The organism is uncultured Agrobacterium sp., from assembly GCA_913777615.1.
GTDB lineage: Bacteria > Pseudomonadota > Alphaproteobacteria > Rhizobiales > Rhizobiaceae > Agrobacterium.
Map to the genome: position 1 here is coordinate 54,994 of CAJYTK010000015.1, position 13,508 is coordinate 68,501.

At 57.2% G+C, this 13,508-nt stretch carries 11 protein-coding genes; 9 read left to right on the forward strand and 2 right to left on the reverse strand.

Annotated elements, in window-relative coordinates:
• The first annotated feature begins 182 nt into the window (after window positions 1–182).
• From topA to rpmG, 6 genes are all read left to right on the forward strand, one after another.
• Window positions 183–2,873, forward strand: coding sequence for a type I DNA topoisomerase (topA, locus tag QZ862_RS14250; RefSeq protein WP_296074867.1), 2,691 nt, complete (start codon window positions 183–185; stop codon window positions 2,871–2,873).
• The gene (gene rnr, locus QZ862_RS14255) at window positions 2,870–5,224 is read left to right on the forward strand and encodes a ribonuclease R (RefSeq protein ID WP_296100650.1); all 2,355 of its coding nucleotides are present in this window, start codon (window positions 2,870–2,872) and stop codon (window positions 5,222–5,224) included. Before topA ends, rnr begins: the two co-directional genes overlap by 4 nt.
• 75 nt (window positions 5,225–5,299) lie before the next feature.
• A complete protein-coding gene (locus QZ862_RS14260) occupies window positions 5,300–5,734 on the forward strand; it encodes a DUF983 domain-containing protein (protein ID WP_296020923.1) in 435 nt (144 codons plus the stop codon).
• Window positions 5,735–5,789: 55 nt separating this feature from the next.
• Entirely contained in the window at window positions 5,790–6,419 is a 630-nt protein-coding gene (locus QZ862_RS14265) for an NUDIX domain-containing protein (RefSeq protein ID WP_296100674.1), read from the forward strand.
• A gap of 9 nt (window positions 6,420–6,428) precedes the next feature.
• On the forward strand, window positions 6,429–7,601 hold the full coding sequence (locus tag QZ862_RS14270) for an MFS transporter (protein ID WP_296082889.1): 1,173 nt from the start codon (window positions 6,429–6,431) through the stop codon (window positions 7,599–7,601).
• Window positions 7,602–7,690: 89 nt separating this feature from the next.
• A complete protein-coding gene (gene rpmG, locus QZ862_RS14275; protein ID WP_003496403.1) occupies window positions 7,691–7,858 on the forward strand; it encodes a 50S ribosomal protein L33 in 168 nt (55 codons plus the stop codon).
• Window positions 7,859–8,438: 580 nt separating this feature from the next.
• On the opposite strand, the gene QZ862_RS14280 is transcribed toward rpmG, so the two are convergent.
• Window positions 8,439–9,806, reverse strand: a complete 1,368-nt coding sequence (locus QZ862_RS14280) for a PleD family two-component system response regulator (protein ID WP_296100652.1) — start codon at window positions 9,804–9,806, stop codon at window positions 8,439–8,441.
• Window positions 9,807–9,824: 18 nt separating this feature from the next.
• Window positions 9,825–10,196, reverse strand: coding sequence for a response regulator (locus QZ862_RS14285; protein WP_034854043.1), 372 nt, complete (start codon window positions 10,194–10,196; stop codon window positions 9,825–9,827).
• A gap of 141 nt (window positions 10,197–10,337) precedes the next feature.
• Here QZ862_RS14285 and QZ862_RS14290 point away from each other — a divergent pair, with 141 nt between their 5' ends.
• The 3 genes from QZ862_RS14290 to QZ862_RS14300 all read left to right on the forward strand — a co-directional run bounded on the left by QZ862_RS14290 (window position 10,338) and on the right by QZ862_RS14300 (window position 13,373).
• Window positions 10,338–10,634 carry a DUF3572 domain-containing protein gene (locus QZ862_RS14290; RefSeq protein ID WP_296037897.1) on the forward strand — a complete coding sequence of 99 codons (297 nt, stop codon included), beginning with the start codon at window positions 10,338–10,340 and terminating at the stop codon, window positions 10,632–10,634.
• An 82-nt stretch (window positions 10,635–10,716) separates the two neighbouring features.
• Window positions 10,717–12,000: a DNA polymerase IV gene (locus QZ862_RS14295; protein ID WP_296100654.1), complete on the forward strand. Its 1,284-nt coding sequence runs from the start codon at window positions 10,717–10,719 to the stop codon at window positions 11,998–12,000.
• A 149-nt stretch (window positions 12,001–12,149) separates the two neighbouring features.
• Entirely contained in the window at window positions 12,150–13,373 is a 1,224-nt protein-coding gene (locus tag QZ862_RS14300) for a L,D-transpeptidase family protein (RefSeq protein WP_296100656.1), read from the forward strand.
• The last annotated feature ends 135 nt before the right edge of the window (window positions 13,374–13,508 follow it).

Sequence of the window (13,508 nt, forward strand, 5' to 3'; positions counted from 1 at the left end):
TCTGAAATTGTCTCCTTCTGATGAAAATTGTAGAAGTTGCATGCGTCTGCGAAGACAGAAAAAGGGGCTCTCCCCCTTGACCGGAGCGCATTACCTGTCCATGTCGAAATAAAAGGATGGCGTCGTTGCATGCGCAATAAGCGACGATGCCGGTTAACGGACATGTTCCCAGAGAAAAAAATATGAATGTCGTCGTCGTAGAGTCTCCGGCAAAAGCCAAGACGATCAACAAGTATCTTGGCCCCGGCTATCAGGTCCTTGCATCGTTCGGCCACGTGCGGGACCTTCCCGCCAAGGATGGTTCTGTTCTTCCAGACCAGGATTTTGAAATGTCCTGGGAGGTCGATCCTGCGTCGCAGAAACGCATGAAGGATATCGCCGATGCCGTGAAGGCATCCGATGGCCTGTTTCTGGCGACCGACCCTGATCGCGAGGGGGAAGCGATTTCCTGGCACGTTCTGGACCTTCTGAAAAAGAAGAAGGTTTTAGGCGACAAGCCGGTCAAGCGCGTGGTGTTCAACGCGATCACCAAGAAGGCCGTTCTGGATGCTATGGCAGAACCCCGCGATATCGATGTTCCGCTCGTCGATGCCTATCTCGCTCGCCGCGCTCTGGACTATCTCGTTGGCTTCAACCTGTCGCCGGTTCTCTGGCGCAAGCTGCCGGGCGCTCGTTCCGCCGGGCGCGTGCAGTCTGTGGCGCTCCGGCTGGTCTGCGACCGCGAATCGGAGATCGAGCGCTTCGTCTCGGAAGAATACTGGAACATCTCCGCACTCTTGAAGACACCACGCGGTGACGAGTTCGAAGCGAAGCTCGTTTCGGCCGATGGCAAGCGCCTTCAGGGCAAGTCGATCAAGACCGGTGACGATGCAACGCGGCTGAAGACATTGCTGGAAGGCGCAAGCTACGTCGTCGATACGGTCGAAGCAAAGCCAGTCAAGCGTAATCCGGGCCCTCCCTTCACGACATCGACGCTTCAGCAGGCAGCCTCTTCACGCCTTGGCTTTTCGGCATCGCGCACGATGCAGGTAGCGCAGAGACTTTATGAAGGTATCGACATCGGCGGTGAGACAGTCGGTCTCATTACCTATATGCGTACCGATGGCGTGCAGATGGCGCCCGAAGCGATCGACGCCGCACGGCGCGCGATCGGCGAGCAGTTCGGCGAGCGCTATGTGCCGGAAAAGGCGCGCTTCTATTCCACCAAGGCCAAAAACGCTCAGGAAGCCCACGAGGCTATCCGTCCGACGGACTTCAATCGCTCTCCGGACAAGGTAAAGCGTTATCTCGATTCAGATCAGCTTCGTCTCTACGATCTGGTCTGGAAACGTGGCATTGCGAGCCAGATGGCCTCCGCAGAGATCGAACGCACGACAGTTGAAATTCTTGCCGACAACAAGGGCGAGAAGGCAGGTCTGCGCGCTGTCGGCTCCGTCATCCGTTTCGATGGCTTCATTGCCGCCTATACGGATCAGAAGGAAGATGGCGAGCAGAGCGACGATAGCGAAGACGGTGGACGCCTGCCGCAGATCAATGCCCGCGAAAATCTTGCCAGGCAGAAGATCAATGCAAGCCAGCATTTCACCGAGCCCCCACCGCGTTACTCGGAAGCATCGCTGATCAAGAAGATGGAAGAGCTCGGTATCGGCCGACCCTCCACCTATGCCGCGACGCTGAAGACACTGAGTGACCGCGAATATATCGTCGTCGACAAGCGCAAACTAATCCCGCATTCGCGCGGCCGGCTGGTGACGGCCTTCCTGGAAAGCTTCTTCACCCGCTATGTGGAATATGATTTCACTGCCGATCTGGAAGAGAAGCTCGACCGGATCTCGGCAGGCGAACTCGATTGGAAGCAAGTTCTTCGAGACTTCTGGAAGGACTTCTTCGCCCAGATCGAAGACACCAAGGAACTGCGCGTCACCAACGTTCTCGACGCTCTGAACGAGGTGCTGGCACCCCTGGTCTTCCCCAAACGCGAAGACGGTTCCGATCCGCGCATCTGCCAGGTGTGCGGCACCGGCAACCTATCGCTGAAGCTCGGAAAATACGGCGCTTTCGTCGGCTGCTCCAACTATCCGGACTGCAACTACACCCGCCAGTTGACCTCCGATGGCGCGGAAGCCGAAGCCGCAGCGCTGAATGAGCCGAAGGCGCTTGGCGCCGATCCAATGACCGGCGAAGAACTGACGCTTCGGTCTGGCCGTTTCGGACCCTATATTCAACGTGGCGATGGCAAGGAAGCCAAGCGGGCCTCACTGCCAAAGGGTTGGAAGCCTGAAGAGATCGACCATGAGAAGGCATTGGCACTGATCAATTTGCCACGCGATATCGGCAAGCATCCAGAAACCGGCAAGATGATTTCTGCCGGCATCGGTCGCTATGGTCCGTTCCTGATGCATGATGGTGGTTATGCCAATCTGGAGAGCGTCGAAGACGTGTTTTCCATCGGCCTAAACCGCGCCGTGACCGTGATTGCGGAAAAGAAAGCAGCGCCCGGTCGTGGCCGCGCCGCGACGCCTGCCGCCCTGAAGTCGTTGGGGGATCACCCGGATGGTGGCGCGATTACCGTTCGCGACGGTCGCTTTGGTCCTTACGTGAACTGGGGCAAGGTCAATGCGACGATCCCCAAGGCACAGTCTCCGGATACGGTGACGCTGGATGAGGCGCTGGTACTGATTGCCGAGCGCATTGCCAAGACCGGCGGCAAGCCGGTCAAGGCCAAGAAGGCTCCGGCAAAAAAGAAGACCGAAGGCGAGGCAGACGCCAAGCCCGCAAAGGCGAAAGCGGCAAGCAAGACGAAGGCGGCCGCCAAGCCTAAGGCTGCGGCGAAGCCCAAGACAGCAGCGAAAACCAAAAAGGCAGAATCGTGAGCAAAGCACCGCGTCAGAAACAGAATTCCGCCAATGACGGTTTCGGACGCACCGCCCGCTCAAAGCGCGTGAATGAAAGCGAAGGCATCGTCCATGGGGAAGTGCCTTCGCGCGAAGTGTTGCTGAAGTTCATTGCCGAACATCCGCAACAGGCGTCCAAGCGCGAAATCGCCAAGGCGTTCGGCCTGAAGGGCGACACCCGCGTGGTGCTGAAAGCTCTACTAAAGGAATTGGAAGTTGACGGCATGGTGCAGAAGAACCGCAAGTCGCTGATGCGACCCGGTGGCCTGCCTCCCGTGACCGTTCTGGATATTACAACCCGCGACAAGGATGGCGAACTGATCGGCCGTCCCGCCGAATGGCCGGAAGATCAAGGCGCAGCACCCGCCGTGCTGATCCGCCAGTCGTCGCAGGACCGTGGCAAAAAGGGACCGGCAGCTGGCTTGAATGACCGCGTGCTGGCCAAGATTTTTCCCTCCAAGGACCGTAGCGGCCCTGCTTATACCGCTCGCGTCATCAAGCTGATCGATCGCCGCCAGAGCGCGCTGATCGGCGTTTTCAAGGAGCAGCCCGGCGCTGGTGGCCGCTTGATGCCGGTCGATCGGCGCGGCGAAGAGCTGGTGATCGATCCCGATGGCGTTGGCGACGCCAAGGATGGCGATCTGATCGAGGTGGAAGTTTCGCGCAATAGTGGGCGCTACGGCCTCAAGCGTGCCAAGGTCCTTTCCGTCATTGGCTCGGTGGCGTCTGAAAAAGCCATATCCATGATCGCGATTTATGGACATGGTATTCCGCACATCTTCCCGCAGAATGTTCTGGCGGAAGCGGATGCAGCAAAGCCCGCTACTATGGCGCACCGTGTAGACTGGCGCGATCTGCCGCTGATCACCATCGACCCGGCGGATGCCAAGGACCACGATGATGCCGTCTATGCCGAACCCGATACATCGCCTGACAATCCCGATGGCGTGATCGTCACCGTGGCGATTGCAGATGTGTCTTATTATGTCCGCTCCGGCGCGCCGCTCGACCGCGAAGCGCTGAAGCGCGGCAATTCCGTCTATTTTCCAGACCGCGTCGTGCCGATGCTGCCGGAGCGGATTTCCAATGATCTCTGCTCGCTCAAGGAAGGCGTCGACCGCCCTGCTCTTGCAGTGAGGATGGTGTTTTCCAAGGAGGGCCGCAAGGCGTCGCATACTTTCCATCGCATCATGATGAAGAGTGCGGCCAAGCTCTCCTACCAACAGGCGCAGGCGGCCATCGACGGCAAGCCCGATGACAAGACCGGCCCCATGCTGGAGCCGATCCTGAAGCCACTCTGGCATGCCTATGAGGTGATGAAGCGCGGGCGCGATCGTCGCCAGCCACTTGAACTCGACATGCCGGAGCGCAAGATCGTTCTGCGCGACGATGGCACTGTCGACAAGGTCATCATTCCAGAACGCCTCGATGCTCATAAGCTGATCGAGGAAATGATGATCCAGGCGAACGTTTCCGCGGCCGAGACGCTGGAAAAGAAGAAGCAGCCGCTTGTCTATCGCGTTCACGATGCCCCCACACTTGCAAAGCAGGAGACGTTGCGCGAATTCCTCGCAACGCTCGGCATCACTATGGCCAAGGGCGGTCAGGTGCGCGCCAACTCCTTCAACGGCATCCTGGCTCGGGCGGAAGATACGCCGCATCAGATCATGGTCAACGAGATGGTGTTGCGCTCGCAGAGCCAGGCGATCTACAGCCCAGAGAATATCGGCCATTTCGGTCTCAATCTCATGAAGTATGCACACTTCACCTCGCCCATTCGCCGCTATGCGGATCTGATCGTGCATCGTGCGCTGGTTGGCTCTTTGGGACTTGGTGAAGGTGGTATCACGCCACAGGAAGAAGCCACACTCGACGATATCGCCGCTGAGATTTCGACCTTCGAGCGCCGGGCGATGGCCGCCGAGCGCGATACCATCAACCGGCTGATAGCGCACCATCTTTCCGAACGCGTCGGCGAGGAATTCGAAGGCCGGGTTGGCGGTGTCACCAAGGCGGGACTATTTGTCGCGCTTCCACAGTTTGGCGCAGACGGTTTCGTTCCTATATCTACGATCGGAACCGATTATTTCATCTATGACGAAGCGCATCAGGCACTAACGGGTGAGAAGACCGGTCTCGGCTTCCAGCTTGGCGATACCGTTCAGGTTCGTCTGGCCGAAGCCGTACCGCTGGCGGGCGCGCTTCGCTTCGAGATGTTGAGCGAAGGGCGCAAGATGCCGGCAGGCACACGATCCTTCCACAAGACGGCGCGCCGGAGTGGAGGGCGTATGGCGGCACCGGGAACAAGGCCGCCGCGCAGGAAACGCTGAAGCATTTTCGAATAGCAATATCGGCAACGACATCGCGGTTGAATGGTTCGGTTAGAACGTCTTGGAGGGATTGGTATGAGCGATATACAGACAGTGCAATATGGCGGCGAAAAGCAGGAGCGTCCGCTGGGTCGCTCGATCATGCGCGGAATCTCCTGCCGATGCCCGGCCTGTGGCAGCGGTCGTCTGTTCAAAGCCTGGCTGAAGCCGGTGGACCAGTGCGCCGCCTGCGGCGAGGATCTGCATCATCAACGCTCGGACGACCTGCCACCCTATATTTCGATCATGATCCTCGGCCACGTCGCCGTCGGTGGCTTCATGATGACCGATCTCGTCTTGATGGTACCGATGTGGGTACATTTCGCCATATGGGTGCCGATCACCATCCTGGTAGCGCTTCTGACGATCCAGCCAATCAAGGGCGGCGTAATCGGGTTGCAATGGGCGCTCAGGATGCACGGGTTTGGTAGCGAGCCGGACAAGCCGCAGATCGACGGCTCGTCCCACTGACGGGCGGGTCCCTGCTCTCTTGTGTGCTCACGAGGACGCCGAACAAATATCCTATCTGCGCCCGAAGGATGCAGCGTGCCTGATCATCGTGGACCGCTCGAACAGCAGTCCGCGCGTTCTGATGGGCCAGCGCAGCAGCCAGCACGTCTTTATGCCGGATGTTTATGTCTTTCCCGGTGGACGTCGAGATCCTGGCGATTACGCATTGCCTTTTGGTGACGATCTCAATCCGGTCGTCCTTAAAAAACTCAGACAATCGGCGTCACGCCCCATAACCAATACGAGAGCGCGCGCGCTGGCGCTGGCGGCAGTGCGCGAGCTGCGAGAAGAAACCGGCTTGACCTTCGGCACTGAAGGGCATCAGCGGCCGGACCTGGCTTCACTGCGCTATGTGGCACGGGCAATCACGCCGCCCGGGCGCGTGAGACGCTTCGATACGCGCTTCTTCTTCTGTTTCGCCGATGAAGTTGGCATAGATCCCGTGGCAGTCAAGGATTCCGAGGAGTTGCAAAATCTCCAATGGCTTGACATTCGCGACTATTCCGGTGTGAACATGGCTGCGATTACACGGATGGTTCTCGAAGATGTCACAAACTTCATGATAGGTGATCAGCCAATAAAATTTGAAAGCCCGGTGCGACTATATTTCGAGCGTCGCGGCACATTCATACGCGGCTTTCTTTAAAAGGTCTTCATGTCACATCCCAATTGCGACGCCGACAATATCCACTGGCCTTCACTTGTCGCTGCCATATCCGCTATTAGCGCCGTTGGTATCGCCATCGGTCTCGGACTGCCGCTGTTGAGCCTCATTCTGGAGCGACGCGGTATTTCGTCGAGCATGATCGGCCTCAACTCGGCCATGGCCGGCGTGGCCGCCATGATCGCAGCGCCCATAACCAGCAAGCTTGCGCATGATTTCGGTGTTGCTCGCACCATGATGACGGCGGTGCTCATCTCCTCGGTCAGCGCTATGGGTTTTTACTACGCAGCCGACTTCTGGATGTGGTTTCCGCTCAGAATCGTCTTTCACGGGGCAACCACCACGCTCTTCATCCTTTCGGAATTCTGGATCAATGCGGCGGCGCCACCGCGCAAGCGCGGGCTTGTACTCGGGGTTTACGCGACCGGCCTTGCGGTCGGCTTCGCCGTGGGGCCTCTCCTCTTCTCCACGGTTGGAAGCGAGGGAATTACACCCTTCCTTGTCGGCTGCGGCATTATCCTTCTTGCTGCCATCCCCATCTTTCTGGCGCGCAAGGAAAGTCCCGCGCTCGATGAAAAGCCGGCCCATCACTTCGTGCGCTACATCTGGCTTGTTCCTATGGCTTCTGCCGCAGCTTTCGTCTTCGGCTCCGTGCAGGCGGGCGGGCTCTCGCTCTTCCCAATCTATGCCACGCGTGAAGGCTTCAATGAATCGCAGGCGGCGCTCCTGCTGACAGTGATGGCGATCGGCAACATGGCGTTCCAGATCCCTATCGGACTGCTGTCGGACAGGATGACCAACAGACGCCTTCTTCTTGGCCTGATGGCGTTCGTTGGTCTGTGCGGCACGCTTGCGCTGCCGCTCCTCGTTAGCAACTGGATGCTGGTGGCGATTCTGCTGCTCCTCTGGGGCGGGCTCGTGTCAGGCATGTATACGGTAGGCTTGACCCATCTTGGCTCGCGACTCACCGGCTCCGACCTCGTTGCCGCTAATGCAGCCTTTATATTCTGCTACGCGACGGGTACGATCGCGGGGCCGCAGACGGTGGGTATCGCCATGGATATCTCAGGAAGCCATGGCTTTGCCTGGGCATTAGCGCTGTTTTTCGGCTTCTATGTCGTTCTTTCCATTGGGCGTTCGGTTTTCGGCTCAAAACATGCTTGACTTTTCGGGCGCGATCCGTAGTTTCGCGCCAGATTTAGCCGGGATCGAACAGGTCCGCGGCTCACTTACTTGTTAAAGGCAGGACGACCATGGCGAAAGCTACAACAATCAAGATCAAGCTGCTGTCGACGGCCGACACAGGTACTTTCTACGTCACCACGAAGAACAGCCGTACCTTCACGGACAAGATGACGAAGACCAAGTACGACCCGGTCGTTCGCAAGCACGTTGAATTCAAGGAAACCAAGATCAAGTAATCGGCTAGATCTTGACCTTAAAGAACGCGCCCTCGAGGCGCGTTTTTTTGTTTTGAGCGGTCCGCTGAATAGAGTTTGCCAAAGCGCTTCGGTGCGTCACATACCCACCTCAGTGTGCGCGCCAAAAGTGCTGCGCACCACGGCGCATCAGATCAAAACATATGAGACTAAAAGATCGTAAGGATGGGGTCGGCCGGGATTTCCACGACGGCACGAGGAACCGTCTATTGGTATCGCCGGCCGACCGACCCCAAGACCCAGGAGATGCGGCGGACCTGAGCATCAAGGGGTATCCATACACGGCCTACCGTAAGACTGACCGCGTCGTGACTAATTTTCTCGCTCTGCATTCCCATTGAATGCATTGGCGTAAAATTATCTGTCTGAACAAATACTCGCTCAAGCCACCTAAAAGTTCAACACTTTATTAATGCGAGACAATTTCCGCTTTGAAATATGGTTAAATGTAGCGTGCTGATACAAACTGCGATTGGCGCAGTGCGAGGTACAGCGCGCCGCGCTTACTGTTGACGCACTACCAATGCTCTATCGGCTTTGATCTATACATCATGCCTTCCGCTCAGGCGGCGGCAGCAACGACGCGATTGCGACCGCTTCTTTTCGCTTCATAGAGCGCACGATCTGCCTGACGCATCAATTGCTCGGGACTGTCGACACCGGCAAGGTTTGAGGCAATGCCCATGGATGCGGTAATCTGCAAGTGCTGTCCCGAACGCAGAACGAAGGGGCGATCCTCAATAATCGAACGCAAACGCTCTGCGACCACGGCAGCGGTCTCCAGCGACGTATCCGGCATCACCACGACGAATTCCTCGCCGCCATAGCGGCAGGCAAGATCGGCACCGCGCACTGTTGAGCGCAATCGGCTGGCAAATTCCTTCAACACTTCGTCGCCTGCCTCGTGGCCGTAGAGATCGTTCACCTGCTTGAAGCAATCAATATCCGTCATGCAAACGGATATGTCTCGTCCACGAAGCGCTGCGCGGTTGAAAAGCGTCTTCAGATGAAGATCGAGATAGCGGCGATTGTTGAGACCCGTCAGTCCATCGATGACCGCAAGCTCCATGGTCTGTGCCAGATCTTCACGCAACCTGTCATTGAAGCGCTTTCGCTTGATCTGCGAGAGTGTGCGTGCGACGAGTTCGTTTGGATCGATGGGGCGAATGATATAGTCGTTGACACCGAGATCCAGCGCGCGGACCACCATGGCATCGTCGTTCTGTTCGGTGACGATCAGAAGCGGCAGAAAGCGCGTTCTGTCGAGCGAGCGCAGTTGAGAACAAAGCCTCAACGGGTCGAAGTCGTCGAAATTGGAGTTGATGATCACGAGATCGTAGGGATTTTCGGTCGCCTCGAAAATCGCGTTTGAAGGATCGCTCCAAGCGCAAACCTCGGCAACCGGCTTCAATGCCTTGACGATCCGCTCTTGCGAACTGGCTCGTCCATCGATCAACAAGATGCGGCCAGGCTTTTCTATGTGACCGTCTGCGCCGATGGATTCCTGAATATCGATCGATCCTGCTGTCTTCAACCTGTCACGCAACTCGTCGCTCATGGTCTTGAGACGTGCCAAGCTTTTGACGCGGGAAATCAACTGCAGGTCATTGACGGGCTTCGTCAGAAAATCGTCTGCTCCCGCCTTCAGTCCTCGCACGCGGTCCGCTGGCTGATCCAGCGCTGTCACCATCACCACAGGGATATGCGCTGTCGCCGGATCGGCCTTCAGCCGCTCACATACCTCGAAGCCGTCCATTTCCGGCATCATGACATCAAGAAGAATGACGTCGACTTGGCCGCCCGCGCAGATTGCCAAAGCATCGCGACCATTATCGGTGCAGATCACATCGAAATAGTCCGCCAGAAGGCGGGCCTCAAGAAACTTCAGATTAGCCTCTATGTCGTCGACGACCAGTATTCTAGCAGTCATTCGGTCGCCCCTGTTGCCTTATGCATCGCCGAGATAGGTCTTGATCGTCTCTATGAACTTCGGAACGGATATTGGCTTGGAAACATAGGCCTCGCAACCGCCCTGGCGAATGCGCTCCTCGTCTCCCTTCATGGCGAAAGCCGTGACGGCAATCACGGGAATCACATGCAGTTCGTCATCTTCCTTGAGCCATTTGGTGACTTCAAGTCCTGAGACTTCGGGCAATTGAATATCCATAAGAATGAGATCAGGACGGTGCTTGCGGGCAAGCTCGAGAGCTTCCATGCCGTTACGCGTCTGTATGGTCGTGTAACCGGATGCCTCGATCAGATCACGAAAGAGCTTCATATTGAGCTCGTTGTCTTCAACTATCATGACCTGCTTGGGCATGGCGGCAGTCCTTGTTACGCTTTGAAACCTTCCCCTGGGCATATAAGTTGCCACAGAACCGATTCCATTATCCCCTGCCGAGGGAGGCTAAGGCGATTTGGTTGAAAAATAGGTAACTTCCGGAAAGAAATGCAGCGCTCGATGAAAAACGGCAAGTCACTGGTCAAGGACCCCGAGGAAACAGTCGCGGCCATACTGGGATGGCTGGCGAACGAACCGGATATTCTTGCCCGGTTTTTGGCGTTGAGCGGATTGCAGCCCAATATGCTGCGCGCCGCCATACAAGATCCAGGATTTCTGGCTGGCCTGACCGACTTCGTCATGAATCACGAGCCTGATCTGATGGCGTTCTGCGAAGCGTCCGGGTTCAACCCGGAAGATGTTCAGGCTGCCTGGCACAGATACTCCGGTCCCGGTCTCGATTCCGGCGTTTATTGACATCCAAAGCGACAGACCGCGCTCTTGAGATTCAAGAGATCCACGACTAAAGTCAGGGTCGTTCTCTTTTTGTTTCGTGGCCATGCCTTTGATTTCGAGCGACCATCCCGGTTTTTGTCGTGACTGCCTGGCTGGTCAGCCGGAGAGAATAAGGCGTTGCCTCGCATGTGGCAGCCCGAGGCTGCTCTATCATGACGAACTCTACGATCTCACAATAGCCCATATCGATTGCGACGCTTTTTATGCTTCTGTGGAAAAGCGCGATAATCCGGAGCTCATCGACAAGCCAGTGATTATCGGCGGCGGCAAACGCGGCGTTGTATCGACCGCATGCTATATTGCCCGTATCCATGGCGTGCGCTCCGCTATGCCTATGTTCAAGGCGCTGGAAGCCTGTCCTGACGCCGTGGTCGTCAAGCCGAACATGGAGAAGTACAGCCAGGTCGGTCGCCAGATCCGCGCCATGATGCAGGATCTGACGCCGCTGGTCCAACCGCTGTCGATCGATGAGGCCTTTCTCGATCTCTCCGGCACAGAGCGGCTCCATCACGATCCACCCGCACGCGTATTGGCGCATTTCGCTCGTAGGGTCGAAAAAGAAATCGGCATCACGGTTTCGGTCGGCCTTTCTTACTGCAAGTTCCTGGCGAAGGTGGCATCCGATCTTCAAAAGCCACGCGGCTTTTCTGTAGTGGGCGAGAAGGAAGCAACGCGCTTTCTCGCCACACGTCCAGTCACCACAATATGGGGCGTCGGCAAGGCCTTCGCCGCCACGCTGGAGGCAGATGGCATACGAATGATCTCCCAGCTGCAGGACATGGAAGAAACGGAGCTGATGCGCCGCTACGGCAGCATGGGGCAACGCCTGTACCGGCTTGCCCGCGGGATCGATGATCGTGACGTCCACACCAACGACCCGGCAAAGAGCGTTTCGGCAGAGACGACCTTCTTCAATGACATATCGCGGTACGACGATCTTGTGCCTATCTTGCGGGCGCTTTCGGAGAAAGTCGCCTGGCGATTGAAGAAGAACGCCACTGCCGGACAGACGGTCGTGCTGAAGATGAAGGCGGCGGACTTCAAGTCCCGCAGCCGCAACAAGCGGCTGGAAGATCCGACGCAACTGGCCGACAAAATTTTCAGAACAGGGCTTTCCCTTCTCGAAAAGGAAACTGACGGGACGAAATTTCGTCTCATCGGTATCGGCGTGACCGATCTTCGTGATCCGGCTCAGGCAGACCCTCCAGACCTCGTGGACAAATCGGCTGGCAGACGGGCAGCAGCGGAGGCGGCGATGGACAAGCTGAGAGAGAAGTTCGGAAAGGGCACGGTGGAAACCGGCTATACCTTCGGCGCCAAAAAATGACTCCGCTACACGGCTTCGTGATCGCAGTTAAAAGCTTCCTTAAATGAGCTGCCTTAAATGTAGCGATCTGACTGGCGCGGATCGTGCGCTTCAAGTCTCCCTTGCACGCTGTCAATCGGCGGCATGTTGTGTATCGCGTTGGAGCAAACATGATGTTGCGTAGCCTTGTAGGAGCCTGCCTCCTCTCCTCCTCCGTCCTCGTGCAAGCGGCGATTGCCGGTGATGCGCGTAGCTTACAGGTCGTCGTTTCGAAGAACGAGCAGACGCTGTCTCTTTACGAGGATGGCAACGTCATCGCTACATCGCGCGTGTCTACCGGCAAGTCCGGACACGAAACGCCGAGCGGCATCTTCTCTATCCTGGACAAGCGCAAGTATCACGAGTCCAATATTTACTCGGCAGCTCCCATGCCGTTCATGCAGCGGCTGACTTGGTCGGGAATTGCGTTGCATGAAGGCCACGTCCCCAACTACCCGGCCTCTCACGGCTGCATTCGCCTGCCGGCCAAATTCGCAAAGTCGCTCTATGGCATGACCGGCAGGGGCGTCCACGTGATTGTCTCCAGTAAGGATGTTGCCCTGCGTCGGATCGACCACCCTGCCCTTCTCCAGCCAAAGTCTGCCGATGAAGGGCGCCTACTCTCCGATGTCGAGATGCGCCCCGCCACTTTCGATACCTCGCTAAAGCTGGTCGAAGTTGCGGTGAATGAAAAAACCAGTTCTGTTCCTGCGTCGGTCACGCAACGAAAGTCAATCGGAGCGCCTTTGCGCGTCCTGATCACCCGTCGCGGTGACCGGGAGAAAACCATGGATGTGCAGCGCCTCTTGACGAGCCTGGGTTTTGACGCCGGTGCGGCAGACGGATACGCGGGACAGATGACCATCAATGCCGTCAATGGCTACAAGCGGTGGAAGGGGATGAAAACCACTGGCCCGCTTCTGACCGCCGAGTTTGTCGATGCTGTCTATGCATCGGCTGGCGCGGATACGCCAGCTGATGGACAATTGATGGTGCGGCAGAATTTCAAGCCGCTCTTCGAAGCCCCTATCCACATAAAAGATCCGCAGGTCGCGCTCGGCACGCATTTCTTCGAGGTCATCGATATCGACGGCGAGAAAGCAGAGTGGAACGGCCTGACACTCGAGAACCATCTTCCAAATGCCGCACGCAAGCGCCTTGGTATTAACGTTTCCGACGCACCGGGCGGATACGACCAGCTGACGGCAGCACTCGATCGCATCGATATTCCGGCAGATGTCCGCGAGAGATTGGAAGAGCAGCTTTCCGTCGGAAGCTCGATCACGGTATCCGATCTAAGCCACGGACTTGAGACGGGTCAGGGCACGGACTTCGTCACCGTTACGCGTGATTGACACGCCGGCTCCGAGTTCGGACAGCAGTACAGGCGGGCGTAACAATCTGAAGCGTGTTTTCCTCGCAAAACGGCTGCGCACCTTTGCGTGCGACCATGCTTAGGAACCACTTCTGCCCCGGCAACGTTTAGAAGC

Coding starts and splice junctions, on each gene's coding strand:
- QZ862_RS14270 (WP_296082889.1), top strand. CDS start 6,429: ATGTCACATCCCAATTGCGACGCCGACAATATCCACTGGCCTTCACTT.
- QZ862_RS14260 (WP_296020923.1), top strand. CDS start 5,300: ATGAGCGATATACAGACAGTGCAATATGGCGGCGAAAAGCAGGAGCGT.
- rpmG (WP_003496403.1), top strand. CDS start 7,691: ATGGCGAAAGCTACAACAATCAAGATCAAGCTGCTGTCGACGGCCGAC.
- QZ862_RS14290 (WP_296037897.1), top strand. CDS start 10,338: ATGAAAAACGGCAAGTCACTGGTCAAGGACCCCGAGGAAACAGTCGCG.
- QZ862_RS14280 (WP_296100652.1), bottom strand. CDS start 9,806: ATGACTGCTAGAATACTGGTCGTCGACGACATAGAGGCTAATCTGAAG.
- QZ862_RS14285 (WP_034854043.1), bottom strand. CDS start 10,196: ATGCCCAAGCAGGTCATGATAGTTGAAGACAACGAGCTCAATATGAAG.
- QZ862_RS14295 (WP_296100654.1), top strand. CDS start 10,717: ATGCCTTTGATTTCGAGCGACCATCCCGGTTTTTGTCGTGACTGCCTG.
- topA (WP_296074867.1), top strand. CDS start 183: ATGAATGTCGTCGTCGTAGAGTCTCCGGCAAAAGCCAAGACGATCAAC.
- QZ862_RS14300 (WP_296100656.1), top strand. CDS start 12,150: ATGATGTTGCGTAGCCTTGTAGGAGCCTGCCTCCTCTCCTCCTCCGTC.